The organism is Streptomyces sp. NPDC090445, assembly GCF_044769385.1.
In the GTDB taxonomy this organism is placed as follows: domain Bacteria; phylum Actinomycetota; class Actinomycetes; order Streptomycetales; family Streptomycetaceae; genus Streptomyces.
In genome coordinates this window covers 41,304-65,745 of sequence record NZ_JBIVXV010000018.1, presented here as the reverse complement: position 1 = coordinate 65,745, position 24,442 = coordinate 41,304, and the positions used below count along the sequence as shown (strand labels likewise).

25 protein-coding genes, 1 pseudogene and 1 riboswitch are annotated in these 24,442 nt (G+C 73.2%); of the genes and pseudogenes, 14 read left to right on the top strand and 12 right to left on the bottom strand.

The annotated features are described in order from the left end of the window. Window positions 1-88: 88 nt before the first annotated feature. The 3 genes from ACIQUT_RS27720 to otsB all read left to right on the top strand — a co-directional run bounded on the left by ACIQUT_RS27720 (window position 89) and on the right by otsB (window position 2,785). On the top strand, window positions 89-1,381 hold the full coding sequence (locus ACIQUT_RS27720; RefSeq protein ID WP_403566603.1) for an extracellular solute-binding protein: 1,293 nt from the start codon (window positions 89-91) through the stop codon (window positions 1,379-1,381). Between the two features lie 146 nt (window positions 1,382-1,527). Beyond that, on the top strand, window positions 1,528-1,764 hold the full coding sequence (locus ACIQUT_RS27715; protein WP_037924728.1) for a DUF3263 domain-containing protein: 237 nt from the start codon (window positions 1,528-1,530) through the stop codon (window positions 1,762-1,764). A gap of 172 nt (window positions 1,765-1,936) precedes the next feature. Next, window positions 1,937-2,785 carry a trehalose-phosphatase gene (gene otsB, locus ACIQUT_RS27710; protein ID WP_403566601.1) on the top strand — a complete coding sequence of 283 codons (849 nt, stop codon included), beginning with the start codon at window positions 1,937-1,939 and terminating at the stop codon, window positions 2,783-2,785. A 239-nt stretch (window positions 2,786-3,024) separates the two neighbouring features. Here otsB and ACIQUT_RS27705 read toward each other — a convergent pair whose 3' ends face one another. After that, the gene (locus tag ACIQUT_RS27705) at window positions 3,025-4,488 is read right to left on the bottom strand and encodes a trehalose-6-phosphate synthase (protein WP_403566600.1); all 1,464 of its coding nucleotides are present in this window, start codon (window positions 4,486-4,488) and stop codon (window positions 3,025-3,027) included. A gap of 102 nt (window positions 4,489-4,590) precedes the next feature. After that, window positions 4,591-5,541, bottom strand: a complete 951-nt coding sequence (locus ACIQUT_RS27700; protein WP_403566751.1) for a glucosyl-3-phosphoglycerate synthase — start codon at window positions 5,539-5,541, stop codon at window positions 4,591-4,593. Window positions 5,542-5,737: 196 nt separating this feature from the next. Further along, window positions 5,738-5,891: riboswitch (SAM riboswitch) on the top strand. A gap of 17 nt (window positions 5,892-5,908) precedes the next feature. Between ACIQUT_RS27700 and thrC the strand changes: the two genes are divergently transcribed. The 4 genes from thrC to groL all read left to right on the top strand — a co-directional run bounded on the left by thrC (window position 5,909) and on the right by groL (window position 10,139). Continuing rightward, a complete protein-coding gene (gene thrC / locus ACIQUT_RS27695; protein WP_403566599.1) occupies window positions 5,909-7,228 on the top strand; it encodes a threonine synthase in 1,320 nt (439 codons plus the stop codon). Between the two features lie 35 nt (window positions 7,229-7,263). After that, window positions 7,264-7,542: a MoaD/ThiS family protein gene (locus tag ACIQUT_RS27690; RefSeq protein ID WP_179175859.1), complete on the top strand. Its 279-nt coding sequence runs from the start codon at window positions 7,264-7,266 to the stop codon at window positions 7,540-7,542. Window positions 7,543-7,924: 382 nt separating this feature from the next. Continuing rightward, complete coding sequence (locus ACIQUT_RS27685; RefSeq protein WP_005315736.1) at window positions 7,925-8,128, top strand: cold-shock protein; 204 nt, start codon at window positions 7,925-7,927, stop codon at window positions 8,126-8,128. Window positions 8,129-8,519: 391 nt separating this feature from the next. Beyond that, on the top strand, window positions 8,520-10,139 hold the full coding sequence (gene groL / locus ACIQUT_RS27680) for a chaperonin GroEL (RefSeq protein ID WP_179175858.1): 1,620 nt from the start codon (window positions 8,520-8,522) through the stop codon (window positions 10,137-10,139). 117 nt (window positions 10,140-10,256) lie between these two features. Here the strand turns inward: groL and ACIQUT_RS27675 are convergent, their stop codons facing one another. The 3 genes from ACIQUT_RS27675 to ACIQUT_RS27665 form a co-directional block, all read right to left on the bottom strand. Continuing rightward, window positions 10,257-10,388 (bottom strand): hypothetical protein, encoded by a 132-nt coding sequence (locus tag ACIQUT_RS27675; protein WP_403566597.1) that lies wholly within the window; start codon window positions 10,386-10,388, stop codon window positions 10,257-10,259. A 241-nt stretch (window positions 10,389-10,629) separates the two neighbouring features. Then, on the bottom strand, window positions 10,630-11,211 hold the full coding sequence (locus tag ACIQUT_RS27670; protein WP_403566749.1) for a Uma2 family endonuclease: 582 nt from the start codon (window positions 11,209-11,211) through the stop codon (window positions 10,630-10,632). 162 nt (window positions 11,212-11,373) lie between these two features. Beyond that, window positions 11,374-11,814 carry a GNAT family N-acetyltransferase gene (locus tag ACIQUT_RS27665; RefSeq protein ID WP_403566595.1) on the bottom strand — a complete coding sequence of 147 codons (441 nt, stop codon included), beginning with the start codon at window positions 11,812-11,814 and terminating at the stop codon, window positions 11,374-11,376. 58 nt (window positions 11,815-11,872) lie between these two features. Here ACIQUT_RS27665 and ACIQUT_RS27660 point away from each other — a divergent pair, with 58 nt between their 5' ends. Together ACIQUT_RS27660 and ACIQUT_RS27655 are read left to right on the top strand one after the other, a co-directional pair. After that, the gene (locus ACIQUT_RS27660; RefSeq protein ID WP_403566594.1) at window positions 11,873-12,475 is read left to right on the top strand and encodes a phosphoribosylanthranilate isomerase; all 603 of its coding nucleotides are present in this window, start codon (window positions 11,873-11,875) and stop codon (window positions 12,473-12,475) included. A 143-nt stretch (window positions 12,476-12,618) separates the two neighbouring features. Beyond that, window positions 12,619-14,049: a PQQ-binding-like beta-propeller repeat protein gene (locus ACIQUT_RS27655; protein WP_403566592.1), complete on the top strand. Its 1,431-nt coding sequence runs from the start codon at window positions 12,619-12,621 to the stop codon at window positions 14,047-14,049. A 21-nt stretch (window positions 14,050-14,070) separates the two neighbouring features. On the opposite strand, the pseudogene ACIQUT_RS27650 reads toward ACIQUT_RS27655, so the two are convergent. From ACIQUT_RS27650 to murQ, 5 genes and pseudogenes are all read right to left on the bottom strand, one after another. Continuing rightward, window positions 14,071-14,648: pseudogene (locus ACIQUT_RS27650) on the bottom strand (Uma2 family endonuclease). A 162-nt stretch (window positions 14,649-14,810) separates the two neighbouring features. Next, window positions 14,811-14,951, bottom strand: coding sequence for a hypothetical protein (locus tag ACIQUT_RS27645; protein ID WP_403566590.1), 141 nt, complete (start codon window positions 14,949-14,951; stop codon window positions 14,811-14,813). A gap of 363 nt (window positions 14,952-15,314) precedes the next feature. After that, window positions 15,315-15,689, bottom strand: a complete 375-nt coding sequence (locus ACIQUT_RS27640) for a hypothetical protein (protein ID WP_403566588.1) — start codon at window positions 15,687-15,689, stop codon at window positions 15,315-15,317. Between the two features lie 28 nt (window positions 15,690-15,717). Beyond that, window positions 15,718-17,247, bottom strand: a complete 1,530-nt coding sequence (locus ACIQUT_RS27635) for a PTS transporter subunit EIIC (protein ID WP_403566586.1) — start codon at window positions 17,245-17,247, stop codon at window positions 15,718-15,720. Window positions 17,248-17,304: 57 nt separating this feature from the next. Further along, window positions 17,305-18,327, bottom strand: coding sequence for an N-acetylmuramic acid 6-phosphate etherase (murQ, locus tag ACIQUT_RS27630; protein WP_403566584.1), 1,023 nt, complete (start codon window positions 18,325-18,327; stop codon window positions 17,305-17,307). 317 nt (window positions 18,328-18,644) lie between these two features. Here murQ and ACIQUT_RS27625 point away from each other — a divergent pair, with 317 nt between their 5' ends. The 4 genes from ACIQUT_RS27625 to ACIQUT_RS27610 all read left to right on the top strand — a co-directional run bounded on the left by ACIQUT_RS27625 (window position 18,645) and on the right by ACIQUT_RS27610 (window position 21,393). Then, window positions 18,645-19,037, top strand: coding sequence for a hypothetical protein (locus ACIQUT_RS27625; RefSeq protein ID WP_179178189.1), 393 nt, complete (start codon window positions 18,645-18,647; stop codon window positions 19,035-19,037). A gap of 7 nt (window positions 19,038-19,044) precedes the next feature. Continuing rightward, window positions 19,045-19,311: a DUF4031 domain-containing protein gene (locus ACIQUT_RS27620; RefSeq protein WP_403566582.1), complete on the top strand. Its 267-nt coding sequence runs from the start codon at window positions 19,045-19,047 to the stop codon at window positions 19,309-19,311. A 137-nt stretch (window positions 19,312-19,448) separates the two neighbouring features. After that, window positions 19,449-19,586 carry a hypothetical protein gene (locus ACIQUT_RS27615; RefSeq protein ID WP_403566580.1) on the top strand — a complete coding sequence of 46 codons (138 nt, stop codon included), beginning with the start codon at window positions 19,449-19,451 and terminating at the stop codon, window positions 19,584-19,586. Between the two features lie 151 nt (window positions 19,587-19,737). Next, complete coding sequence (locus ACIQUT_RS27610) at window positions 19,738-21,393, top strand: caspase family protein (RefSeq protein ID WP_403566579.1); 1,656 nt, start codon at window positions 19,738-19,740, stop codon at window positions 21,391-21,393. 3 nt (window positions 21,394-21,396) lie between these two features. On the opposite strand, the gene ACIQUT_RS27605 is transcribed toward ACIQUT_RS27610, so the two are convergent. Both ACIQUT_RS27605 and ACIQUT_RS27600 read right to left on the bottom strand, forming a co-directional pair. Then, complete coding sequence (locus tag ACIQUT_RS27605) at window positions 21,397-22,635, bottom strand: Cmx/CmrA family chloramphenicol efflux MFS transporter (RefSeq protein ID WP_403566748.1); 1,239 nt, start codon at window positions 22,633-22,635, stop codon at window positions 21,397-21,399. 109 nt (window positions 22,636-22,744) lie between these two features. Continuing rightward, complete coding sequence (locus tag ACIQUT_RS27600) at window positions 22,745-23,446, bottom strand: hypothetical protein (protein ID WP_403566577.1); 702 nt, start codon at window positions 23,444-23,446, stop codon at window positions 22,745-22,747. Between the two features lie 119 nt (window positions 23,447-23,565). Between ACIQUT_RS27600 and ACIQUT_RS27595 the strand changes: the two genes are divergently transcribed. After that, window positions 23,566-24,261, top strand: coding sequence for a copper homeostasis protein CutC (locus tag ACIQUT_RS27595; protein ID WP_403566575.1), 696 nt, complete (start codon window positions 23,566-23,568; stop codon window positions 24,259-24,261). The last annotated feature ends 181 nt before the right edge of the window (window positions 24,262-24,442 follow it).

The window sequence follows — 24,442 nt, the reverse complement described above, 5'->3', positions numbered from 1 at the left end:
CCCGGGGCGGCTCCGAATGTGGAAGAGAGGCCAAAGTGGTGTAGACCTTACGTGGATCGTACGTACAACCTTGGGTGGATCGAGAACTGTGAAAGGCCGTTACCTGCGTCTGGCCGCAACCGGAACCGCACTGAGCCTGGCCGCGGCGGCACTGACCGGATGCGGAAGCGTCACCGGGGACAACGAGGTGACCCTCCGGGTCGTGGCGGCCGACTACGGGGACAATCCGCAGAACTCCTCCGCGTCCTGGTGGAAGGAGCTCGCGGCCGGCTTCGAGAAGGACCACCCCGAGGTCAAGGTCGAGGTCAGCGTCTACAACTGGTCCGAGGTCGACGCCAAGGTCGCCGAAATGGCCAAGGCCGGCAAGGCCCCCGACATCGCCCAGATCGGCGCCTACGCCGACTACGCGGCCGCGGGCAAGCTCTACACGGCCGAGGAACTGCTGTCGGTGAAGACCGAGGCCGACTTCCTCGCACCGCTCGCGGACGCCGGCAAGATCCGCCGCACCCAGTACGGCATGCCGTTCGTCGCCAGCACCCGCCTGCTCTTCTACAACGAGAAGCTGTTCGCCGACGCCGGGATCATCCCCAAGGACGCCAAGGGCGCCTGGCAGCCCAAGAGCTGGGCCGACCTGGAGGCCGCCGCGAAGAAGCTCAAGGGCACGGGCGTCCCCACCCCGTTCGCCCTGCCGCTGGGCCGCGAGGAGGCGCAGGCCGAGACGATGCAGTGGCTCCTCGCGGGCGGCGGCGGCTACACCGACAACGAGGAGGAGTACGCGATCGACGCCCAGGCCAACGTCAAGACCTTCGAGTTCCTCCGCGACAAGCTGGTCGGCCAGGGCCTGACCGGGCCGACCGAGCCCGGCAAGACCGACCGGCAGGCCGCCTTCGACGCCTTCGCCCGCGGCGAGGTCGGCATGCTCAACGGCCACCCCACCCTGATGAAGCAGGCCGCGGCCAAGGGCGTGAAGGTCGGCATGGTGCCGCTGCCGACCGTCGACGGCACCGACCAGCCGGCGATGGGCGTCGCGGACTGGGTGATGGCCTTCAAGAACGGGCACCGCACGCAGACCGGCAAGTTCCTCGACTACCTCTACGAGTCGAAGAACCAGACCACCTTCACCCAGAAGTACGACCTCCTGCCGGTCACCACCAGCGGCTACCGGGCCGTGGAGGCGAGCAACGGCGGCTCCGCGGCACAGATGAAGACCTTCCTCACGGCGCTGCCGAACTCGCGGCTGTACCCGGCCGGCAAGAAGTCCTGGGCCGGGGTGAGCGAGAACATCAAGCAGAACATCGGCCGGGCCGTACAGCCGAACGGCCAGCCCAAGCGGGTCCTGGAGGAGATCGCCTCCAAGGCCCGCACGGCGGACACCCGCTGACCGGCACCCGCTGACCGGCACCCGCTGACCGGCACCCGCCGGCCGCGACGGCCGCGACGGCCGGCGGGGCCCCCGACCCCCGCCCCCGACACCCACCCGAGCTTGGCGGCCCCGTGGGTGTCGGTGGGCGGCGTTAATCTGGCCGTATGACGGACGACGGGCAGCTCACGGCCACCGAGGCCGCGGTGCTCGCGTACGAAGGACGCACCTGGCCCGGGCCCGGGGCCAAGGAGCGGGCGATACGCGAAGGGCTGGGGATGACCCCGGTCCGCTACTACCAGCTGCTCAACGCACTGATGGACGATCCGCGGGCCCTCGCCCACGCCCCCGGCACCGTCAACCGGCTCCGCCGCATCCGCGAGGCACAGCGCGCCCGCCGCTGACGGGCCCCGCCGAGGGCCGCTGCTGACAGCCGCCGCAGACAGCCGCCGCTGAGGGCCCCCGCTGACGGCCCCCGCCGAGGGTCGGCGCTGGCGCCCGGTCCCGGCTGGCGCCCGGCGCGCGCGTCCCCGTGCGCCGTAGCCGTCGCCCGCCCGGGCCGTTAGGGTCGTGCCCATGGGGAGCCATCCGCACGACCTGCCGATGCCCGTCACCGCCGCCGGCCGCGAGGGACTCGCAGCCCTGCTCCGCGCACCGCGCCGCAGCGTGGTCGCCCTCGACTTCGACGGCACCCTCGCCGAGATCGTCCCCGACCCGGACCAGGCGCGCGCCCACCCCACCGCCGTCCCCGCCCTCGCCGCCCTCGCCCCCGAGGTCGCCTCGGTCGCCGTGATCACCGGCCGGCCGGCGGGCGTCGCCGTCCGGCTGGGCGGCTTCGCCGGCGTGCCCGGCCTGCAGCACCTCGTCGTACTCGGCCACTACGGCGCCGAACGCTGGGACGCCGTCTCCGGCATCGTCCACGCGCCCGCCGAGCACCCCGGAGTGGCGGCCGTACGGGCCGAGCTGCCCGGATTCCTCGACTCTATCGGCGCCTGGCACGGCACCTGGATCGAGGAGAAGGGCCGCGCCCTCGCCGTCCACACCCGCCGCGCCGGGGACCCCGCCGCCGCCTTCGCCGCGCTGCGCGAGCCGCTGGCCGAGCTGGCCGCCCGGCACGGGCTCATCGTCGAGCCGGGACGGGCCGTACTGGAGCTGCGGCCGCCCGGCATGGACAAGGGCGTCGCCCTCACCGAATACCTCGACGAGACGGGCGCCGAAGCGGTGGTCTACGCCGGGGACGACCTCGGGGACCTCGCGGCGTACGCGGCCGTCGAAAAGCGGAGGGCCGAGGGCCTGCCGGGTCTTTTGGTGTGCAGCGGCTCGGAGGAGGTCCCGGAACTGGCGTCCCGGGCCGACCTGGTCCTCCCCGGCCCCGCCGCCATCACCACGTTCCTGTCCACCCTGGCCGCCGCCCTCCGCGCCTGACCCCGGGCGCCCGCCGCTCCCGCTGCGCGGAGCCGTTCCCCACCCCGCCCCTTCCCGAAACCGGGGGCTCCGCCCCCAGCCCCCTGCGCCTCAAACGCCGGCGAGGCTGGAACAGCCAGCCCGCGCTGGGGGCACCTCCCAGCGGTAGCTGGGGGAGTTTGAGCGCACCGGGTCCGGGCGGAGCCCCGCCACGCGGCGGAGTCGCATATCCGGTACGGCGGGAAGGGGCGGGACTGGGGTCAGGAGGGGGCGGTGGCGCGGAGGGCGGCCAGCTGGGCCGTGAACCACTGTGCCGGCGGAAGGGCGGTCGCCGCCACAGCCAACCGCTTCATCCGCTCCAGCCGCTCCCCACCCGGCATGGACAGCGCGGCGTGCAACGCCTCGGCGGTCTCCGTCACGTCGTACGGGTTCACCGTCACCGCATCGCCCCGCAGCTCCCCGTACGCCCCCGCCCCGGTGGACAGCACGAGCGCGCACCCCTGCTCGGACACCACCGGGATCTCCTTGGCGACGAGGTTCATCCCGTCCCGCACCGGGTTGACGAGCGCCACGTCGGCCAGCCGGTACACCGCCAGGGACCGGGCGAAGTCGTCCTGCACGGACAGCAGCACCGGCTGCCACTCCGCCGTGCCGAATTCCGCGTTGATCTCCGCGGCCAGCTCCCGCACGGCCGCCGTGTACGACCGGTAGACCTCCAGGTCCTGCCGGGAGGGGTACGCGGAGGCCAGGTGGACGACCCGGCCGCGCCACTCCGGGTGGGCGGTGAGCAGCTCCCGGTAGGCGAGCAGCCCGCGCACGATGTTCTTCGACAGCTCGGTCCGGTCCACGCGGGCGATGGTCCTGCGGTCCCCGATCTCGGCGCGCAGCCCGGCCAGCCGGTCGTCGACCTCCGGCCGGTGGGCGAGCCGGCGCAGCTCGTCGCCGTCCACGCCGAGCGGGTACACGGCGACGTCGGTGCGCCGGTGCCGTACGGGCCCGAGCATGGCCTTGCGGACGTACCGTGCGCCGTCCGCCTCCGCGGGGACGAGCGGCTCGGCGGTGCCCCGCTCGTCGTCGAGGCGGGCGCAGTCGAGGAAGGCGTGCGCCCAGGCCCAGGTGTGGAAGCCGAGCAGGTCCGCCCCGAGCATGCCCCACAGCAGCTCCCGCCGGATGCCGTCGGGGAGCATGGCGAGGAACTCCCACGACGCCCAGGGGGTGTGGGTGAAGTGGGCGATCCGCAGGTCGGGCCGCAGCTCGCGCAGCAGCCCGGGCACGAGTGCCAGGTGGTAATCCTGGACGAGCACGCAGGCGTCCTGGGTCGCCTCCTCGGCCAGGGCCCGCGCGAAGGCCCGGTTGTAGGCGGTGTACGACTCCCACTGCCGGCGGAAGGCCGCGTCGAAGACGGGGGTGCGCGGGATGTCGTACAGGTGGTGGTGGGTGAACCAGAGCACCGAGTTCGCGATGCCGTTGTAGGCGGCGTCGTACACGGCCGGGTCGATGTCCAGCATGCGCACGCCGGGTTCGGCGATGCCGCGGCGGACGGCCTCCCGGTCGGCGTCCGACAGGGCGGCGCAGATCCACAGGGCGTCGGGCTGCTCGGCGAGCGCGGCGGACAGGCCGGAGACGAGGCCGCCCCCGCCGCGCCGGGCGCCGAGGGTGCCGTCGGCTTCGAGGGCGTAGGAGAGCGGACCGCGGTTGGCTGCGACGAGAACGTGGGAAGCCATGCGGCGAACCTAGCCCGGCCCGCCCCGCCTCAAACGTCCGTTCTCACCCCCGGCGTGCCCCTGACGCGCCCCTGACACGGCCTTGGCGCGGCCCTGGCACCGTCATGCGACGCGCCGGACCGCGTACTCCTCGATCTCCGCCATCGGCGGCCGCTCCTCGGTGTCCACGGCATGCGTGCGCGGCTCGAACCCCTCCGGCCCGCGCTCGAACTGCGTCAGCACGGGCCGGACGAGGTGCCCGCGCGACAGTCGCAGCTGCGCCGTCCGGTAGATCGCCGCGGCCATCCGGCCGAGCGCCTGCCCGTCCTGGTGGCGGTGGAGCCGTACGCCGACGTCCACCTGGGCGAGGGCGTCCAGCCCGACCGTGTGCAGGGCGTCGACCAGCAGGCCCAGCTCGACGCCGTAGCCGACGGGGAAGGGCAGCCGCTCCAGCAGCGAGCGGCGGACGGCGTACTCGCCGCCCAGCGGCTGGACGAAGCCGGCGAGCTGCGGCCAGTGCAGGTTGAGCAGGGGCCGGGCGACGAGCTCGGTGACCCGGCCGCCCTGTCCGGGGGCGTCGCCGAGCGGGCGGTCGTACATGGCCTTGACGAACTGCACGTCCGGCTCGGTCAGCAGCGGGCCGACGATCCCGGTGACGAAGGCGGCCGAGAAGTCCCGCAGGTCGGCGTCGACGAAGCAGACGATGTCGCCGGTGGTGGCGAGCAGGGAGCGCCACAGCACCTCGCCCTTGCCGGGCACGGCCGGGATGCGGGGCAGGATCCCGTCGCGGTGGACGACGCGGGCGCCGGCCTTGGCCGCGACCTCGGCGGTCCGGTCGGTGGAGCCGGAGTCGACGACCACCAGTTCGTCGACGAGCGGGAAGGCCGGCCGTTCGATGAGATCGCGCCGGATGACCTCGACGATCGCGCCGACCGTCGCCTCCTCGTCGAGCGCGGGCAGGACGACGCTGACCGTGGTTCCCGACGCCCGTTTCGCGGCGAGGAGCTGGTCGAGCGGTCGGTCGGCAACGGACCAGGAGCGGTCCGCAAGCCAGCGCTCCACCTCTTCCAGCACGTTCGGCACTCCCTGTTTTCTCGGCTGCTTGCCCGGCTGTTCCGGCCGAAAAGCGATCCATCTCGCGCATCGGACAGCCGTCTCAACTGCCCGATCCTTCGGTTACAGTCTTGAACAACGCGATGGACCGCCGCATGCCGGGGGTCCCGCGGACAAACGCGTCGGCGCGCCACGAGCGCGCGGATCGGCGCCATACCGCTCATCCAGAGGGGCAGAGGGACACGGCCCGTTGAAGCCCCGGCAACCCTCCAGTCGGTTTCCCGCGACTGCGTGCAGCAGCAGCGAGGTCCCCGGCTAGGGAAGGTGCCAATTCCGTCTCATGGCGAAATGCGCCATGGGGAAGATGAGGAGAAAGGGCCTCGCCATCATGGCTGCACAGACCGTTGCCACCCCTGCCGCCGTACCCTCCGCCGGTGCGCCCGCCGTCGACCTCGGACCCGCCTCGGCCCTGTCGTGTCGTGAGTGCGGCACCCGTTTCGAGCTCGGTCCGATCTTCGCCTGCGTCGAGTGTTTCGGCCCGCTGGAGGTCGCGTACGAGCTCCCGGTCGGCACTGGGTCATCCGAAGACGTCGAGGCCCTGCGCGCCGCGATCGAGGCCGGTCCGAACAACATCTGGCGGTACGCGCCGCTGCTGCCCGTCCCCGCCGACGTGGCCGGCAAGCCCAGCCTGAACCCGGGCTTCACCCAGCTCGTCGACGCCGAGAACCTGGCCAAGGAGCTCGGCGTCACCGGCAAGCTGTACGTCAAGGACGACTCCGGCAACCCGACGCACTCCTTCAAGGACCGCGTCGTCGCGATCGCCGTCGAAGCCGCCCGCGCCTTCGGCTTCACCACGCTCTCCTGCTCCTCCACCGGCAACCTGGCCGGCGCCGTCGGCGCCGCGGCCGCCCGGGCCGGCTTCCGCTCCTGCGTGTTCATCCCGCACGACCTGGAGCAGGGCAAGGTCGTCATGGCCGGCGTGTACGGCGGCGACCTGGTCGGCATCGAGGGCAACTACGACGACGTGAACCGCTTCTGCTCGGAGCTCATCGGCGACCCGCTGGGCGAGGGCTGGGGCTTCGTCAACGTGAACCTGCGCCCGTACTACGGCGAGGGCTCCAAGACACTCGCCTACGAGATCTGCGAGCAGCTCGGCTGGCGGCTGCCCGACCAGATCGTCATCCCGATCGCCTCCGGCTCCCAGCTGACGAAGATCGACAAGGGCCTGCAGGAGCTGATCAGGCTCGGCCTCGTCGAGGACAAGCCGTACAAGATCTTCGGCGCGCAGGCCGAGGGCTGCTCCCCGGTGTCGACCGCCTTCAAGGCGGGCCACGACGTGGTCCGCCCGCAGAAGCCGAACACGATCGCCAAGTCCCTCGCCATCGGCAACCCGGCCGACGGCCCCTACGTGCTGGACATCGCGCGCCGCACCGGCGGTTACGTCGAGGACGTGACGGACGAGCAGGTCGTCGAGGCCATCAAGATCCTGGCCCGGACCGAGGGCATCTTCGCGGAGACCGCGGGCGGCGTGACCGTCGGCGTGACGAGGAAGCTCATCGAGAACGGGCAGCTCGACCCCGCGCTGACCACCGTCGTCCTCAACACCGGTGACGGCCTGAAGACCCTGGAGGCGGTGGCCGCGGACAGCGGGCAGACCGCCACCATCCGCCCGAGCCTGGACGCGTTCCGCGCCGCCGGCCTGGCCTGACCATCCCCCCGCTCTACCGGAAAGGCAGTAGCGCCATGAGCGTCAACGTCCGCATCCCCACCATCCTGCGCACCTACACCGGCGGTCAGGCCGAGGTCCCGGCCGAGGGCGCGACCCTCGCCGAGGTCATCGCGTCGCTGGAGCAGAACCACCCCGGCATCGCCGCGCGCGTCCTGGACGACCAGGGCAAGCTGCGCCGCTTCGTGAACGTCTACGTCAACGACGACGACGTGCGCTTCGAGGGCGGCCTGCAGGCGGCGACTCCGGACGGTGCGGGCGTCTCGATCATCCCGGCCGTCGCCGGCGGCTGCTGATTCGTCGTACACGAATTACTCCCTCCGGCATTAAGCGGAGGGGGTAATTCTGCTTGGTTGGGCGCGGTAGAGTTGGGGAAGCCCCCTCCGTCGTTCTTGCCCGCCGCATATGAACGGGCCCGCCGAGGGGTGACATTGAGTCAATGTGCGTGCGCGGTATGGGGCTTTGGCGCGATATGCCGGGTCCGAGTTGCCCGGGAATATGGCCAATTTTCGGCCTATTTCGCGTTTTCGGTGTGACCGGAATTCTCGTCGGATTGACCTGTTGCAGACAGCACCGGTGCGGATACATTCAGCCGCGGTCGAGGCGTTCCGGCGCAAGTTCTGACCCGGGATCGCGAAGTGCGGTCCTGCGCAAGGGCCAGTAATAGGGGAGTTAGGCATGGCTCAGGGCACCGTCAAGTGGTTCAACGCGGAGAAGGGCTACGGCTTCATCGCGGTCGACGGTGGTGCGGATGTGTTCGTCCACTACAGCGCCATCCAGATGGACGGGTACCGCACCCTTGAAGAGGGTCAGCGGGTCGAGTTCGAGATCTCGCAGGGCCAGAAGGGCCCGCAGGCGGACATGGTCAAGCTCGCCGTCTGAGACCGGCGCGACCGGCACGACCGGCCACCGACGCGTACGCGAGGGTCCGCACCCGAGGAGGGGTGCGGGCCCTTCGTGCGTCCCGGCCCGGGAGCGTCCGGCGGGCGTCCGGCGCCCGGCGGCGTCCGGCGGCGGCGTCCGGCGCTGTGGCCGGGATGCCCGAAGCCGCTTGCACTCGCGGGGGTCGAGTGCTAATCATTGGCGTTAGCACTCTCCACTGGAGAGTGCTACTACACGGGACCGGGTCGGTGAGGCCCGCAGCGTCCGGCGGGAAGGAACCGCCGGGCACCGCAGGCCGTCCGTCGCGGGCGCAGGCGCGGTCCGGAGCAATCCACCCTCCCCGCGCGCCTGGCGGCGCAGGGGGAACCCCAGTCCTGGAGGACCACTTCAGATGGCCAAGATCATTGCGTTCGACGAGGAGGCCCGGCGCGGTCTCGAGCGCGGCATGAACCAGCTCGCCGACGCCGTCAAGGTCACCCTTGGCCCCAAGGGTCGCAACGTCGTCCTTGAGAAGAAGTGGGGCGCCCCCACGATCACCAACGATGGTGTCTCCATCGCCAAGGAGATCGAGCTCGAGGACCCGTACGAGAAGATCGGCGCCGAGCTGGTCAAGGAAGTCGCCAAGAAGACGGACGACGTCGCGGGCGACGGTACGACCACCGCCACCGTCCTGGCCCAGGCGCTCGTCCGCGAGGGTCTGCGCAACGTGGCTGCCGGCGCCAACCCGATGGCCCTCAAGCGCGGCATCGAGAAGGCCGTCGAGGCCGTCTCCGGCGCCCTGCTGGAGCAGGCGAAGGATGTCGAGACCAAGGAGCAGATCGCTTCCACGGCCTCCATCTCCGCCGCCGACACCCAGATCGGCGAGCTGATCGCCGAGGCCATGGACAAGGTCGGCAAGGAAGGCGTCATCACCGTCGAGGAGTCCCAGACCTTCGGTCTGGAGCTGGAGCTCACCGAGGGCATGCGCTTCGACAAGGGCTACATCTCGGCGTACTTCGCCACCGACATGGAGCGTATGGAGGCGTCGCTCGACGACCCGTACATCCTGATCGTCAACTCCAAGGTCAGCAACGTGAAGGACCTCCTTCCGCTGCTGGAGAAGGTCATGCAGTCCGGCAAGCCGCTGCTGATCATCGCCGAGGACGTCGAGGGCGAGGCCCTGTCGACCCTGGTCGTCAACAAGATCCGCGGCACCTTCAAGTCCGTCGCCGTCAAGGCCCCGGGCTTCGGCGACCGCCGCAAGGCCATGCTCGGCGACATCGCCATCCTCACGGGCGGCACGGTCATCTCCGAGGAGGTCGGCCTCAAGCTGGAGAACGCCGGCCTGGACCTGCTGGGCCGCGCCCGCAAGGTCGTCATCACCAAGGACGAGACCACCATCGTCGACGGTGCCGGTGACAGCGACCAGGTTGCCGGTCGCGTCAACCAGATCCGCGCCGAGATCGAGAACTCCGACTCGGACTACGACCGCGAGAAGCTGCAGGAGCGCCTCGCGAAGCTGGCCGGCGGCGTGGCCGTCATCAAGGCCGGTGCCGCGACCGAGGTCGAGCTCAAGGAGCGCAAGCACCGCATCGAGGACGCCGTCCGCAACGCGAAGGCCGCCGTCGAGGAGGGCATCGTCGCCGGTGGTGGCGTGGCCCTGCTGCAGGCCTCCTCGGTCTTCGAGAAGCTGGAGCTGGAGGGCGACGAGGCCACCGGTGCCGCCGCCGTCAAGCTGGCCCTCGAGGCCCCGCTGAAGCAGATCTCCGTCAACGCCGGCCTTGAGGGCGGCGTCGTGGTGGAGAAGGTGCGCAACCTGACCCCGGGCCACGGCCTGAACGCCGCGACCGGCGAGTACGTCGACATGATCGCCGAGGGCATCATCGACCCGGCGAAGGTCACCCGTTCCGCCCTGCAGAACGCCGCGTCGATCGCCGCGCTGTTCCTGACCACCGAGGCCGTCATCGCCGACAAGCCGGAGAAGGCCGCCGCCGCTCCGGGCGGCATGCCGGGCGGTGACATGGACTTCTGATCGGCCCCGCGCTGATCGGCTGTTCTCGACCGAGGGCGGCACCCCCTCCATCCGGAGGGGGTGCCGCCCTCGGGCGTTTCCGCCCCGCCCGGTGGCTGCGCCCGGCGCCCGCCGCCGTCAGGCCGCGGGCCGCGCGACGAAGGACACCTCCTCGCGGTCCCCGTCCAACGCGATGGTCGGCGACGCGTCAAGCGCGTGCGCGAGACGGCGCAGCAGCGGCAGGGTCGGCACGGCATCGGCGCCCTCCACCCGCGAGACCTTCGCCTGGGTCAGCCCGGCCCGCTCGGCCAACTCGGCCCGGGACGGCCTGGGACAGTCCCAGCGCCTTGCGGCGCTCGTACACGGCCCGGGCGAAGGCCATGGCCAGGCGGATCTCCGCCCGGCCGGCCGCCGCCTCCGGGGGGCTCGGCGTACCCCTGCGCCACCGCCTTCTCGCGGGCCGGCTTCCAGCGGGCGTGGTTCACGTCGCCTCCCCTTCCTCGCGGCGACCTCAGGGGGTGCGGAGGCCGGCTGTGTCGAGGTCGAAGCCGAAGGGCTCCCCGATGGCCAGAGGCTTGCCGAAGGACACCGTCTGCCGGGAGCGGTAGCCGTGCGGCGAGGGGTCGCAGAAGCAGGTGACCTCCGCGTCCTGCATGTCGACGACCAGGTAGACCGGGACCAGGCGGCCGTACACCTCCAGCTTCTCGGCCCAGTCCGCGTCCTTGGTCGAGACGGAGGTGAACTCCGCGACCAGGGAGAGGGCGGCCCCGTCCGCACTGCGGCCATCGGCTTCAAAAACCGCCTCGTCGGCCACGAAGAGGGAGGGCCCGTAGGCGCGGCCGGCCGACGGGAACCGGAACAGGAACGGGGCGGCCTCCGCGAGGTGGCCCTCCGGGGCATGGGCCCCGAGCTGCCGACGCAGCGCACGCAGACAGAGCGCGGAACGCAGCCCCGGCCACGGTGACACGATGATCTTCCCGCGGATCGGCTCGGCCTTGAAACCGTCCGGCGTGTCCGTCTCCTCGACGGTGTGCAGGAGACTCTCGGACGCCGCCTGTGACAGGCCCTGCATGGCGGCGTCCCGCTCGGTCATGATCGTCACCGTTGCCTTCCGGATCCGGGGAGCGTGTGCCCTGGGCGTGCGCTGCCCAGGCTCACATGTTTCCTTCGGGCCAGGGGCGGAGCCGCACCCGTGCCCGGATGCGGGCGGAGCGCCACCCTTGGGGCGGCGCTTCGGAAGGTGTGGTGGGGTGGCTCAGGCGGGGAGGGGCTTCAGGAAGTGGACGTCCTCGTGGTTGCCGGGGAAGCCGGGGACGCGGGTGGTCTCCTCGTAGCCGTGGCGGGCGTAGAAGGCCGGTGCCTGGAAGGTGAACGAGGACACCATGATCGTGCGGCAGCCGCGGGCCGCGGCCTCGGCCTCCGCCGCGGCCAGGAGCTTGCCGCCCCAGCCGTCGCGGCGGCTGTCCTCCCGTACCCACAGCATCGCGATGCCCGCACGGTCGCCCCAGGTCCAGCCGCTGAGTCCGGCGACGAGCCCGCCGTCCGCGTCGTTCACGCGGACCGTGAACTCGGCGGGGGCGATCCCTCCGGCCGCCTCCTTGTTGAAGGCGTCCAGCTCCTTGCCGAGCCGTTCGTCGAGGCCGGAGTCGGGGCCGCCGGTGGTGAGGGTGTGCGTGCCGTGCGCGGTGTCGGTCATGGCACCCAGTCTTCAAGATCGCCCCGGCCGGGGCACCGCAATTTGTTTCACTGGGGGCATGAGCGACCTCTTCGTGAAGATCTGCGGTCTGAAGACCGCGCACGACGTCGACGCGGCCGTGGCCGCCGGCGCCGATGCCGTCGGCTTCGTCTTCGCCGCGGGCAGCCCCCGTACGATCGGCGCGGCCGAGGCGCGGGAGCTGGCAGCGCGGGTCCCGGCCGGGGTCCTCACGGTCGGCGTGTTCCGCGGCCAGCCGGTGGAGGAGGTCCGGCGGCTCACGGAGGAGAGCGGGGTCCGCGGCGTGCAGCTGCACGGGGACGAGGGCCCGGAGTACTACGGGGCCCTGCGCGCCGAGGGCCGCACCCTGCTGCGGGCCACCGCGCGGCGCGTGGAGCGGTGCGGGGAGTACGGGGAGGACCTGCTCCTGATCGACGCCCCCGACCCCGGCTCCGGCAAGCCGTGGAACTGGGCCGCCGCGGAGTTCACCGCCCCCCGCGGCCACTGGCTGCTGGCCGGCGGCCTGAACCCGGACAACGTCCGCGAGGCCGTGGAGACCACGGGCGCGTGGGGCGTGGACGTGTCCAGCGGCGTCGAGCGGGAGCGCGGTGTGAAGTCCCCGGACCTGATCCGCGCCTTCGTGGCCGCGGCCCGGGGCCGCTGACTCCCCGGCGGGCGTCCACGGACCGTGACGACCGCCAGCTCCAGGCCCCCGGCCCCAGGCCCCCGGCCCCCCGGCCCCCCGGCCCCCCGGCCCCGCCGTCCGGGGCGGCGGCCGGAGCACTAGGCTGCGGGCCAGGGGGGATCATGGACGACAGACTGCCGCCGCTCGTGAAGCGGCTCCGGGACCACGCCGTGCTGGCCGCTGCCTGCGCGGCCACCGCCGTCACCGTGCTGTACGCCGTCCTGTACGTGAAGGTGTCGAGCGTCGACGCAGTCAGCGACGTGTGCAACAGCACGGACTGCCCCCGCGGCCTGGGCCGGCTGCTGCTGTTCACGCTGGCGTCCGGGCTCGTCGCGGCAGTCCTGTGGGTGGTCGCCCGGCGCGGCCGCCCCCGGCGGTCCGCTGCCGTCCGGACCGTGGCCGTCGCGGTCGCGCTCGCCGCGCTGTGGCCCGCCTGGAACGGCTTCTCGTGGATGCGCGGCCCGCACATGGAACTCTTCGGCTACCAGGCCCCCGAGGGGTCCGGCGCCGGCAAGCCGCTCGGCTCCTGGGCCGGTGAGCGCCACTCCGAGCAGGTGGTCCGGATCCGCGAGGACGGCCTGACCGCCTACGACGGTGGGGGCCGGCGCAGCTGGGGCCGCGGAGCGCCCGAGGGCACCACGGTGTGCGGGATGAGTGCCGACACCCCGTCCGGCACCGGCGTCCTCGCCTACGCCACGGCCGCGCCGGGCGGCGGCCCGTGCGGGATCCGGCTCGCGGCGGTGGACCTCACGAACGGCGAGGAGCTCTGGTCGAAGGACGTCCGGGACCCGGTGGGCACGGCGACGGGGACGGTCACGGCCGGCGGCTCGCTCGCGGTGTCGGCCACGGCGCGGGCGGCGGTCCTCGCCCATGACCTGCGCGGGGGCGCCGAACGCTGGCGCGCCCCGCTGACCAAACCGGGCGCCGCCGTCCAGGACATCGCCGCGGGCCCCGACCGGGTCCTGGTCACGGTCCGGTCGGACGAGGGCCGCGAGCTGCTCGCGCTGGACGCCGGTACCGGCGCCGTCACCTGGCGGGCCGCGCTCCCGGCCGGGCCCGACCGCCCGCGCATCGTGTCGGCCGGACCGGTCGCGGTCGTCGTGGACGAGCGGCTGCTGCTGTTCGACGACGCCGGGCGCCCGCGCGGGGCCGACGGTGCGGAGCCGCCGTACGTCGCGGCCGAGGGCGGGCAGCGGAGGGTCGTCGGCGACGTGCTGGTCATGGCGGTCCCGGAGCGGGAGAAGCGAGAGGTGCTGGAGGCGTTCTCGCTGGTGGACGGCCGCCTGCTGTGGCGGCGCGCCTTCGACGACGACTGGCTGGTCCGCGCGCTCGGCGTCGGCCGGAGCGGCCGGCTCGCGGTGGTGACGCAGGGCGCGTTCACGCACCTTTGGCATCTGGATCCGCGTACGGGGGCGCCGTCGGGGGAGTCGACGGTCCTCCGCGACCTCCCGATGGGCGAGTCGATCGCCGTCTACGGCAGGACGTTCGTCAATCTGGACCCGGGCGGGCGCCTGCCCCCGATCTTCGACGTGGCCCCGACCTTCGGGTGGTGACGAACTCTCGGCCCAGGCGCGCTAGCTGGCGAATTCCTTCAAGGCGTCGGTGTTGAGGGCGATACTCACGGGGGCCGGGATCTTGACGGTTTCCCCGTAGGGGAAGGACGGGCTGCGGAGGTAGGAGCCGCCCCCGGGGGCGCTGTGGACGGTCACCGTGCAGCTCTCCCGGTCGATGAGGACGTAGACGGGGATGCCTGCCGTCGCGTACCCGTCGCGCTTCTCGGTGCGGTCCCGTCGGTCGGTGTCGCTGTCGTGGGAGGCCACCTCCAGCACCATGAGCACGCCTGCCGGGTCGGCCCACTCGCCGGCGCCGGCAAAGGTGCCGACCGGCGCGAGCGCGCCGTCCACACGGGCCCGGCCGGCGCGGTACCGCTCCACCTTCAGGCCGCGCTCCGGGTACAGCGCCAGTTCCGGCGCTGCTGCATGCACTGCCGCAACACCCACATGATGATCTCGTCGTGGTCGCCGTCGGGCACGGGCTTGACCTCAAGCTTTCCCTGGATGAACTCAAGGGTCACCGTCTCCGGAGCCGCCCGGGCGATCTGCTCGAACTCCTCGACCGTCATTTGCTGGTGCTCGGCAAACCTTGGGGTCATGGCGTCGCCTCCTCGACACCATGGTGCCCGGTGAGCCCACCTTCGGATCGACTGAAGCGTCATTCGCGGCTCCGTTCGGGTGCGGATTACGCATACGCTGGGGGCATGTGACGGTGTGCACCCGACCGGAGGCGCAGGGTTAGCCCGGCCGGGTGAACCCGCTCAGAGGGGGCGGACGAACACGGCCCGGGCGGCTGCGCCGAGTCGGCCGATGAGCGAGTCGCTGGCGAACGGCGGTTCGGCGCGTGCTGCTCGGGTCTTCCCCGCCCGCTCTCGGGTGGTGCGTGGTTCGGCATCGAGCATCGCCGGGGTCTTCCTGTCGCGGGTAACTCCCGCATCAACGGGTGCGGTTGTTGACGGGCCGTCGTTGAAAGGCCGGCAGTGCGGGCCCTGCCTCACGCGCCGGTCGGCGACTGGCCGAAATTCGACGATCCGAGGTACGTGCCGATCAAAGCCGATCCGCCGACCGGGTGCACGTGTCGAGGAGATCGGCGGCCGCTTCGCGCTGCGCTGTGGGCGGCCCGGGGCGCGGCTGCCGGACGCGGTGGCGGGGCTGTGCGGGGAGGTGCGGGCCCGGTACGGGTGGTTCCCGTCCGCACTCGGGATCGTGAAGGCCGGGGAGTGGTCCGCGGAGGGCCCGACGGGTGGGGGCGGGGAAATCGCAGGTCAGGCGGCGTCGCGGAAGTGGGCCAGGAGGGCGTCCGCCTCGGCGGTGTTGCCCGAGACGGTGTCGAAGGCCAGCTCTTCCGGTACGGCCCGGCCCCACAGCCAGCCGTGGTGGCAGCTGAAGCAGAAGATCAGCTCGAACAGGGGCTCGTGGGTGGCGCCGTACGCCCGCAGGCCCCAGCCCGGCGCGAAGCACAGGCGGGGGTCGCCCGGCGGCATGGACGAGATCAACTCAAGGGAGTCGGTGGCCTGTCGGCCGGTCCAGCGGGAGATGACGGGGCCGCTCATGGGATCGCCGTAGCGCTCGGGACGGGTGGTGAGGCGCACGACTTCTACGACGGCGGTGGCGGCGACGGCTTCGGCGGGGAGCTGCATGTCGGCAGTGTCTCCGCCGGATCCACATCTACGCCATAGCCGGCTGCGTGGCCGGTGGGGCCGTGGCCGGAATTGCACCCGGGTCGGCGTTCAGGTCGGTCAGCATCTGCCGGGTGAAGCCGAAGAAGTACGTGGCGAGGAAGCCGACCAGGTAGCCGACGGCGAGGCCGCCCGCGTAGATGGCGATGGTGAGGCCCATGCCGGAGCGGCCGTCGAGGAGCGGGAAGAGGGCCCATCCGGACGGTCCGATGGCGGTGGAGCCGAAGGCGACACCGAGCTGGTTGAACAGGCCGATGAACGCGCCGCCGGCCGCTCCGCCGACGCAGGCGGTGACGAAGGGGCGGCCCAGCGGCAGCGAGACCCCGTAGATCAGCGGCTCGCCGACCCCGAGGAAGCCGGCCGGGAGCGCGGACTTGATCGTCGTACGCAGGCTGCGGTTGTGCGGGAGGCGGCAGTAGACGGCGACGGCGGCGCCGACCTGGCCCGCGCCGGCCATGGCGAGGATGGGGAGCAGGACGGTGTAGCCGGTCTGCTCGATGAGGGTGGTGTGGATGGGGATCAGGGCCTGGTGCAGGCCCAGCATCACCAGCGGGAGGAAGAGGCCGCCCAGGACGAGGCCGGCGAAGGAGCCGCCGGTGCGCAGGAGCCAGGTGGCGAAGGCGCCGATGGCGGCGGAGACCTCCCCGGCGACGAACATCAGGCCGAACAGGGCGACCAGGCCGGCGACGAGGACGGTCAGCGTCGGCGTGACCAGGTTGTCGAGGGCCTCCGGGACCCGGCGGCGGCACCACTTCTCCACCTGGACGGCGAGGAGGGCGGCGGCCAGCGCGCCGAGGACGCCGCCCTGGCCGGGGGAGAGGTGGTGGCCGAAGGCGTCGATCTTCGCGACGCCGGGGAAGACGATGATCGCGGCGACGGCGCCGCCCAGGACGGGCGTGCCGCCGAACTCCTTGGCCGTGTTGTGGCCGACGAACACGGCGATCAGGGACATGAAGCCGGAGGCGATCGCGGCGAGGGCCGGGACGGCGCCGGGCAGCCAGCCGGTGTTGACGAGGAGGCCGTTCAGGCCGGCGATGATGCCGCAGCCGATGAGGGCCGGGATCAGCGGGACGAAGATGTTCGCGATGCGGCGCAGGGCCAGTTTGACGGGGGTGCTGTTCCTGGCCTTCCGGGCCTGTTTGAGCGCGGCGCCCCGGTCGGCGAGTTCCGCGGCGGTGACGGCGCCGCCCGCGGTCGGCGGGGCGGCGGCCGTGGGAGTGGTGGGAGTGGTGGGAGCGGCGGCCGCGGGGGAGACCTGGCGGGCCTGCGCGACGAGGGCCTCGAACTCGGGGGTGATGCGGGCGACGGCCCCCGGCCCCAGCACGATCTGGTACGTGTCGTCCTCGACGACGCCGAGGACCGCGGGCAGCGCCTTCAGGGCGTCGTCGTCGACGAGGGAGCGGTCGCGCAGGCCGATGCGCAGGCGGGTCATGCAGTGCGCGATCGAGGTGATGTTGTCCGGGCCGCCGACCAGGGGGAGGATCGCGGCGGCTGTGGCGCGGTACTTGTCTTCGGGCATGGGCGGTCGCCTTGCGTCGTCGGGGACGGGAGGTGCGGGCGGTCGGCGGGGGTGACGTCAGCGGGCGGTGTCCGCGGAGACGGGGGCGGCGGCGGTGCCGGCGGTGCCGGTGCCGGCGGCGGCCTCGGTGAGGGCGACGCGCAGGTGGCCGCGTGCGGCGGACAGCAGCCGGGCCGCGGCCGGGCCGTCGACGCCGCCGAGGATGACGAGGATGGCGGCCTTCACCTCGCCGCCGGTGGCGGTGAGCGCGGCTTCGACCTCCCCGTCGCCGGCTCCGGTGGCCAGGGCCACGATGCGGCGGGAGCGGGCGCGCAGCTTCTCGTTGGAGGCGCGCAGGTCGACCATCAGGTTCCCGTACGTCTTCCCGAGCCGGATCATCGTGATGGTCGAGATGAGGTTCAGGACGAGCTTCTGCGCGGTGCCGGCCTTCAGGCGGGTGGAGCCGGTCAGCAGCTCCGGCCCGACGACGACCTCGATGCCGTGCTCGGCGGCCGCGGCGAGCGCGGAGCCGGCGTTGCAGGACAGGCCGACGGTGAGGGCGCCGCGGGCGCGGGCGAACTCGACGGCCCCGACCGCGTACGGGGTGCGGCCGGAGGCGGAGATGCCGACGACGGTGTCGTCCCTGGTCAGCGTGAGGGCGGTGAGGTCGGCGGCGGCGAGTTCGGCGGAGTCCTCGGCGCCCTCGACGGAGCGGAGCACGGCGGCCGGGCCGCCCGCGATGAGGCCGACGACCTGGCCGGGGTCGGTGTTGAAGGTGGGCGGGCACTCGCTGGCGTCCAGGACGCCGATCCGGCCGGCGGTTCCGGCGCCGGCGTACACGAGGCGGCCGCCGCGGGCCATGCGTGCGGCGACGGCGTCGATCGCGGCGGCGATGCGGGGCAGCTGGGCGGCGACGGCGGCCGGGACGGCGGCGTCCCCGTCGTTCATGGTGCGGGCGATTTCGAGGGTGGTCCGGCGGTCGATGCCGGCGAGTTCGGGACGGAAGGCCTCGGTGGTCAGCCCGTCGAGCTGGGTGCGCAGCGCGGTACGGGTGTGGTCGGCGGTGGCGGTGGCAGCGTCGGTGGGGGCGTCGGCGGTCACGGGCCGGTCTCCTGGCGGGTGGGTGCGGGCGGGTCGGTGGCGCGGTGCCGCGCGCGCAAGCGCTCCGCTGGAAGTCCGGTCGTGGAACCGCGGGCCGGTGGGGGCTGGTCGCGCAGTTCCCCGCGCCCCGTGCGGGGCGCGGTACCGCACCGGACTTCGCTGAGCCCGCTTGGTGCCCGGTCGCTCATGCCCGAAATGTATTTTCGGGCCCGGAACAGGGTCAATACGCCATAAGGCTCCTGAACTGGTGGAAAACCAAACAATCCAGAGCGAAGAGGGTCTTCGCCTGTGGGCCGGTCGGGGTTCACAATGGGCGCATGGACCACGCAACACCCCTGGAACAGGCGTTGCACGCCGCCCGTGCCCTCGTCCTCGCCGATCTCGTCGCCGGCCAGGTCGCCGAGGCCGATGTCGTCTCCCTCGTCGAGGACTCGGTCACGCACCGCCGGTGGTGGGTGGAGCAGTGGCCCGAGGGGGTCGACTACCTGGCCGGGCTCGTCGCCCAGGACGTGCAGGACGCGCTGCTGGAGAAGTACGGCCGCTGGCCCCTGTGCCCGGTCTGCTCGCACGGCGACCCGCACGCGCTCGACGTGGAGCCCGAGTTGGGGCCCGACCCGCACTGGGTGTGCGCCAAGGCGGGCGTGAAGGTCGCCGCGGTGGGCGGCCTCGGGCCGGTCATCGGCCCGGGCGGCTTCGGCGGAGGCCTGTGAGCCGCCGGTGACGCTCTACATCGACCCGCCGACCTGGCCGGGCCACGGCCGCATGTGGTCGCACTTGATCAGCGACGTCTCGTACGAGGAACTGCACGCCTTCGCGGCGTCGATCGGCTCCCCGCCGAGGGCCTTCGACGGCGACCACTACGACGTGCCCGAGTCCCGGTACGCGGACGCGGTCCGGGCGGGCGCGGTGGAGGTCGGCAGCAAGGAGATCGTCCGCCTCCTGGTGAAGGCCGGCCTCCGCCGCCCGAAGGGCCGCCCGGCGTAGCCCCGCCGCCGACCATGGCCGACGATGTGATGATCTGTCATATGCCGTCAGTCCGGAGGGATTTGCTGCATTAGGATGACCGCCGTTTCGTCTGTCCGTCGACTTGCTGCGGCCTGAGGGGGATCGTGCGTCGGTCAGTGCTGTTCGTACACGGGACGGGAGTGCGGGAGGCCTCGTACAAGGAGAGCCTCGCCGCCGTCCGGGACAACCTCGACCGGATCCGGCCGGGGCTGGAGGTCCGCGGCTGCTTCTGGGGAGCCCGGCGAAGTGGCTGAACGTCTACGACGAGCGGGATTTCCTCTCCTACCGGGCCGAGAAGGTGTTCCCGGGCCGTGTGTACGACCGGAAGGTCGACAACCGGCAGCCCTTCCTGGAGTCCCACACGACGTACTGGTCCAACCCCGAGGTCTGGGACGCCGTCGGCACATGGCTGAGCTGAGCGCCTCCGACCCGGCGCGCGTTCACGCCGTCGTGGTCGGCATCGAGCACTTCGACCGGGTGCCCGGTCTGGACTGGGACCTGCGCGGCGCCGCGTCCGACGCGATGCGGTTCACCCGCTGGCTGCGCCGGCGCGGGGTGCCCGGAGCGAACATCACGCTGCTGCTGGCGCCCGTGCCGGAGGCGCAGGCCGCCTTCAACGCGGAGGCCCGCGCCCTGGGCATCGACGTCCGGTTCGTCGTGTCCCGCGACCACATCATGGACGGCTTCAGGGCGCCGGCCGATCCGTCCGAGGGCGATCTGCTGTACGTCTACTGGGGCGGCCACGGCGTACTCGACCACGGAGACCGCCGGCTGCTGCTCTGCCCCGACGCCAGCGACGCGGACCAGCGGTGCATCGACCTGAACCATCTGCGGGAGTACCTCACCCGATGGGACGTCGCGCGGTGCGGGCAGCAGGTCTTCCTCGTCGACGCGTGCGCGACCTTCCTGGAGGAGAGGCGGCCGGACTCCGGGCCGGCGGTCGCGGCCTTCCCGTCCGGCCCCCGGTCGGCGGTCGACCAGTTCCTGCTGCTGGCAGCCGCGGCCGGCCAGGTGGCGGTGCACGACGAGGACCGCAGCACCGGTGCGTTCTCGAACGCCGTCATGGACTGGCTGGAGGAGAACTCGCCCGGCCTCGCCCCCGATCTCGCGGCCCTGACGGCCCACATCGAAGAGCACTTCCGGGACGTCGGCCTCGGCGGTGGATCACTTCAGACCCCGGTGACGCTGGACTTCCGCGGCCCCGGCGGCAAGGCGAAGGTGATCACGCTGTCCCCGCACCCCGCGGCTCCGGCGGCCGCCCTGGCCCCGGCGGCCGCCCTGGCCCCGGCGGCTGCCCCGGCTCCGGCGGCTGCCCCGGCTCCGGCGGCTGCGCACGCCGCGGAGGCGGCCGGGGCTGCCGACCAGCGGGCCGGCCGGCCGGCGAGGCGCAGGCGGGCCGCGCTGTGGGGCGGGGTCGCCGCTGCGGCGGCGGTGGCCGCGGTGGTGGCGGCCGTGGCGCTGAAGGGGCTGCAGGGCGGAGGCGGCGGGGACGGGAAGTCCTCGGCGGCCGCTTCGGGGGCGGCGGGGGTCTCCGGGGCACCTTCTGCGCCCGCATCCGCATCCGCGTCGCCGTCGCCGTCGCCGCCGAGCGCGGCGGGATCCGGCAGTCCTTCGGCGGCGGGTTCACCGGCGGCGCCCGGTACGCCCTCGCCGTCAGGGCAGGGCGGGGCGCCCGCCTCCGGTCCCAAGGGGTCGTGCGCCGGCACGTACGGCACGTACGCGGGCGAGCACGTCACCGCGAGCCCCTGCTACGTCCTCGACGGCGGGAAGGTCACCATGGTCGCCGAGGTCGCCGCCACGACCCCGACGGACGTGACCGTGTACCTCTGGCTCAGCACCAAGGCGGACAACACGTACCTGTATCCGGCGGGCGGGCCGAAGACGTGGACGTTCAGGGCCGATCCGTCGGGCGAACGGCTGACGGAGCAGGTCGGCATGCCGCTCGGCTCCGGTGCCTACTACGACGTGCACGTCGCCGTCACCCGCAAGGGTGCCAACCCGCCGCAGATCGTGACGAACTCAAGGGTCACCGGGCGCTCGCAGTCGTTCAAGTACCCCTGACGGTCAGCCCGCGGTCGGCGTGTACTCCGCGGCGGCCGGGGCGGCGGTCGGGTGGGGCGTGGCCGACGAGGCGACGACGCGGGTGGTGCGGGGCGGCGTACGGCGGTCCAGGCGGAGGGCGATCAGGCCGAGGGCGATCGCGGTGACGGTCATGGCGGCGCCCGCCCAGGCGGTGGCGGCGACGCCGTGGCCGGCGTCGATGACGGTGCCGCCGAGCCACGGGCCGCCCGTGTTGCCGAGGTTGAACGCTGCCGTGGTCGTCGCCCCGGCCAGGGTCGGTGCGGCGCCGGCGACGTTGAACATGCGGGCGTTGAGCGCGGGCGCGGTGAAGAACGTCGAGAACCCGAGCAGGAAGGACAGGGCGACGGCCGCCGCGGCCACCGGGGCCAGCAGGGCCAGCGCGAGGAGGAAGGCGGTCGAGGCGGTGATGCCCCACAGCATCACCCCGAAGAGGCGCGCGTCGGCGTACCGGCCGCCGGCCGTGGTCCCGGCCAGCGCGCCCAGCCCGAACAGGACGAGCACCCACGGCACCCAGCCGGAATCCAGGCCGGCGACGTCGGTGAGCAGCGGCGACAGGTAGCTGAAGGTGCAGAAGACACCGCCGGCGGCGAGGGCGGTGATGCCGATGGCCAGCCACACCTGCCGGTCACCGTAGATGCGCAGCTCCCGCCGGAGGCTGGGCCGCCCGGCGGGCAGCGGGATCCGCGGGACGAGGGCCAGGATGCCGGCCAGGGCGACCGCGGAGGCGGCGCCGACCGCCCAGAACGCGGAGCGCCAGCCGAGGTGCTCGCCGAGGAAGGCGCCCAGCGGGACGCCGAGGACGTTGGCGATGGACAGCCCGCCGATCATGACGGCCATGGCGCGGGCCCGCTGGTCCTGCCGGACCATCGCGATGGCGACGGCCGCGCCGACCGCCCAGAAGCCGGCGCAGGCGAGGGCGGAGACGACGCGGGAGGCGAAGAGCAGCTCGTACGTGGGTGCGAGCGCGCCGGCGACCTGCCCGAGCCCGAAGAGGCCGATGAGGGAGATCAGGGTGGTGCGGCGGGGGAGCCGCAGGGTGGCCACGGCCAGCAGCGGCGCGCCGACGACCATGCCGATCGCGAACGCGGAGATGAGCAGGCCCGCCTGCGGGATGGTCACGCCCATGTCCTCGGCGATGGGCGGCAGGAGGCCCGAGAGCATGAACTCGCTGGTGCCGAGGGCGAAGACGGACAGGCCGAGGACGTACACGGCGACGGGCATCCGGGTGCCGGTGCTGGTACTGGTGTGGGGGCGGGCAGGGGCGGGTGCGGGGGCTTCGGGCATGTCCTTCTCGAACCGGGCCGAAGTGGATCTCATTCCCCGCGCGGGCTCAGTCCGTGGACGCCGGGTCCGTCAGGTCGGCGAGTTCCGCGGCCAGGTTGCGGCGGGCCCGGGCCTCCCAGTGCGCGGTGCCGTGCGGGGTGCGGAAGAGCCGGGGCAGGTCCAGCAGCTGGCGCAGGACGGCGGCCCGGCCGGTGCGGAAGGCGTCCTCGGGGACGAAGCCGTACTCCTCGCGGACGGCGGCGACGTAGGCGGCGTACGCGTCGGGGTCGCCGGCGAGGACGGCCAGGTCGGCGTCGCAGAGCACCTCGCCGTTGGTGTCGCCGGGGGCGGGGTCGTGGGTGACGGTGAGCCGGACGAGGCGGGCCGCCTCGGCGGTGCGGTGCTCGGGCAGGCCGAGTTCGCGCAGGGCGCGTTCGGCGAGGGCGGCGCTGCGCTCCTCGTTCTCGGAGCGGTCGGGGCGGTAGACGGCGTCGTGGAACCAGGCGGCGAGCTCGACGGCGGCGGGGTCGGCGGCGTGCGGGGCGAGGACGTCGATCCGGTCGAGTACGTCGGCCAGGTGCGCGGTGGTGTGGTAGCGGCGCTGCGGCTCCGCCCAGGCGGCGAGGAGGCGGTCGGCGTAGGGGGCGGGGTCCCGGTCGGCGGGGGCGCCGGCCGAGACGGCGGTCGCGTGCCAGCGGCTGCGCAGCCGGGCGGTGGCGGCTTCCCCGCCTGCGCCCGGGCCCGGGCCCATGTCCGTGTCGATGTCCATGCGGACATTGTGGGGTGGCGTGAAGGTGCTGGTGAAGGGTGGGAACGGCCCGTACCCTGGATATTGGACTAGACCTATTTTTCCGATCAGCAGCTTTCCCGAACCGAGGAGTGGGACCGATGAGCAACCGTGCAGTCCTGGAGGTGATCGCCCTCGACGTGGAGGACGCGGTCGCGGCCCAGGCCGGTGGGGCGGACCGACTGGAACTGGTCAGCGACATGGCCGCCGACGGGCTCACCCCGTCGCGCGAGACCTTCGCGGCGATCAGAGCGGCGGTCGGCATCCCCCTGCGCGTGATGCTCCGGGCGGCGGACGGCTTTTCGGCGGGCTCGGCGGAGGACGTGGACCGGCTGGCCGCACAGGCGCGGGCGCTGCGGGCCGAGGGCGCGGAGGAGTTCGTCCTCGGGTTCCTGGCCCCGGACGGCAGCCCGGACCTGGCCGCCGTCGAGGCGGTCACGGCGGAGCTGGCCGGCTGCCGGTGGACCTTCCACCGGGCGATCGACCGGGCCGCCGACCGCGACCAGCTGCGCAAGGCGCTCGCGGACCTGCCCGGGCTGGACACCTACCTGACCGCCGGGTCGGCGGCGGGCGTCGAGGAGGGCCTGCCGGTGCTGCTGGCCGAGGCGGCGCGGCGGGGCGAGCCGGGGTACGGGGCGCGGCTGCTGGTCGGCGGCGGGCTGACGCTGGAGCACCTGCCGGTGCTGCGCGAGGGCGGCATCGACGGCTTCCACATCGGCGGTGCGGCCCGGCCCGGCGGGTGGGAGCGCCCGGTCTCGGCCGCCGCCGTCGAAGAATGGCGCACCGCCCTGTCCTGACCGGCCGGCCGCACCTCCGAAGCCGAGGCGGCGCATCCCGCCCCTTCGAAGCCGGGGTTCGGCAATTCCAGCCTCGCCGGCGGTTGAGGCGCGGGTCCGGGCAGAGCCCGGTGCCCGGCGGAGCCGGGTTTCTTGGGGCGCCGCCCCAGACCCTGGGGGGCCCAACCGCCCCGGGCGGGGC

Bases quoted from the DNA above. Each gene is read 5' to 3' on its own strand.
- ACIQUT_RS27715 (WP_037924728.1), top strand. From the start codon at position 1,528: ATGACGGACGACGGGCAGCTCACGGCCACCGAGGCCGCGGTGCTCGCG.
- otsB (WP_403566601.1), top strand. From the start codon at position 1,937: ATGGGGAGCCATCCGCACGACCTGCCGATGCCCGTCACCGCCGCCGGC.
- ACIQUT_RS27705 (WP_403566600.1), bottom strand. From the start codon at position 4,488: ATGGCTTCCCACGTTCTCGTCGCAGCCAACCGCGGTCCGCTCTCCTAC.
- thrC (WP_403566599.1), top strand. From the start codon at position 5,909: ATGGCTGCACAGACCGTTGCCACCCCTGCCGCCGTACCCTCCGCCGGT.
- ACIQUT_RS27690 (WP_179175859.1), top strand. From the start codon at position 7,264: ATGAGCGTCAACGTCCGCATCCCCACCATCCTGCGCACCTACACCGGC.
- ACIQUT_RS27685 (WP_005315736.1), top strand. From the start codon at position 7,925: ATGGCTCAGGGCACCGTCAAGTGGTTCAACGCGGAGAAGGGCTACGGC.
- groL (WP_179175858.1), top strand. From the start codon at position 8,520: ATGGCCAAGATCATTGCGTTCGACGAGGAGGCCCGGCGCGGTCTCGAG.
- ACIQUT_RS27670 (WP_403566749.1), bottom strand. From the start codon at position 11,211: ATGACCGAGCGGGACGCCGCCATGCAGGGCCTGTCACAGGCGGCGTCC.
- ACIQUT_RS27665 (WP_403566595.1), bottom strand. From the start codon at position 11,814: ATGACCGACACCGCGCACGGCACGCACACCCTCACCACCGGCGGCCCC.
- ACIQUT_RS27660 (WP_403566594.1), top strand. From the start codon at position 11,873: ATGAGCGACCTCTTCGTGAAGATCTGCGGTCTGAAGACCGCGCACGAC.
- ACIQUT_RS27655 (WP_403566592.1), top strand. From the start codon at position 12,619: ATGGACGACAGACTGCCGCCGCTCGTGAAGCGGCTCCGGGACCACGCC.
- ACIQUT_RS27645 (WP_403566590.1), bottom strand. From the start codon at position 14,951: ATGCTCGATGCCGAACCACGCACCACCCGAGAGCGGGCGGGGAAGACC.
- ACIQUT_RS27640 (WP_403566588.1), bottom strand. From the start codon at position 15,689: ATGCAGCTCCCCGCCGAAGCCGTCGCCGCCACCGCCGTCGTAGAAGTC.
- ACIQUT_RS27635 (WP_403566586.1), bottom strand. From the start codon at position 17,247: ATGCCCGAAGACAAGTACCGCGCCACAGCCGCCGCGATCCTCCCCCTG.
- ACIQUT_RS27625 (WP_179178189.1), top strand. From the start codon at position 18,645: ATGGACCACGCAACACCCCTGGAACAGGCGTTGCACGCCGCCCGTGCC.
- ACIQUT_RS27610 (WP_403566579.1), top strand. From the start codon at position 19,738: ATGGCTGAGCTGAGCGCCTCCGACCCGGCGCGCGTTCACGCCGTCGTG.
- ACIQUT_RS27605 (WP_403566748.1), bottom strand. From the start codon at position 22,635: ATGCCCGTCGCCGTGTACGTCCTCGGCCTGTCCGTCTTCGCCCTCGGC.
- ACIQUT_RS27600 (WP_403566577.1), bottom strand. From the start codon at position 23,446: ATGGACATCGACACGGACATGGGCCCGGGCCCGGGCGCAGGCGGGGAA.
- ACIQUT_RS27595 (WP_403566575.1), top strand. From the start codon at position 23,566: ATGAGCAACCGTGCAGTCCTGGAGGTGATCGCCCTCGACGTGGAGGAC.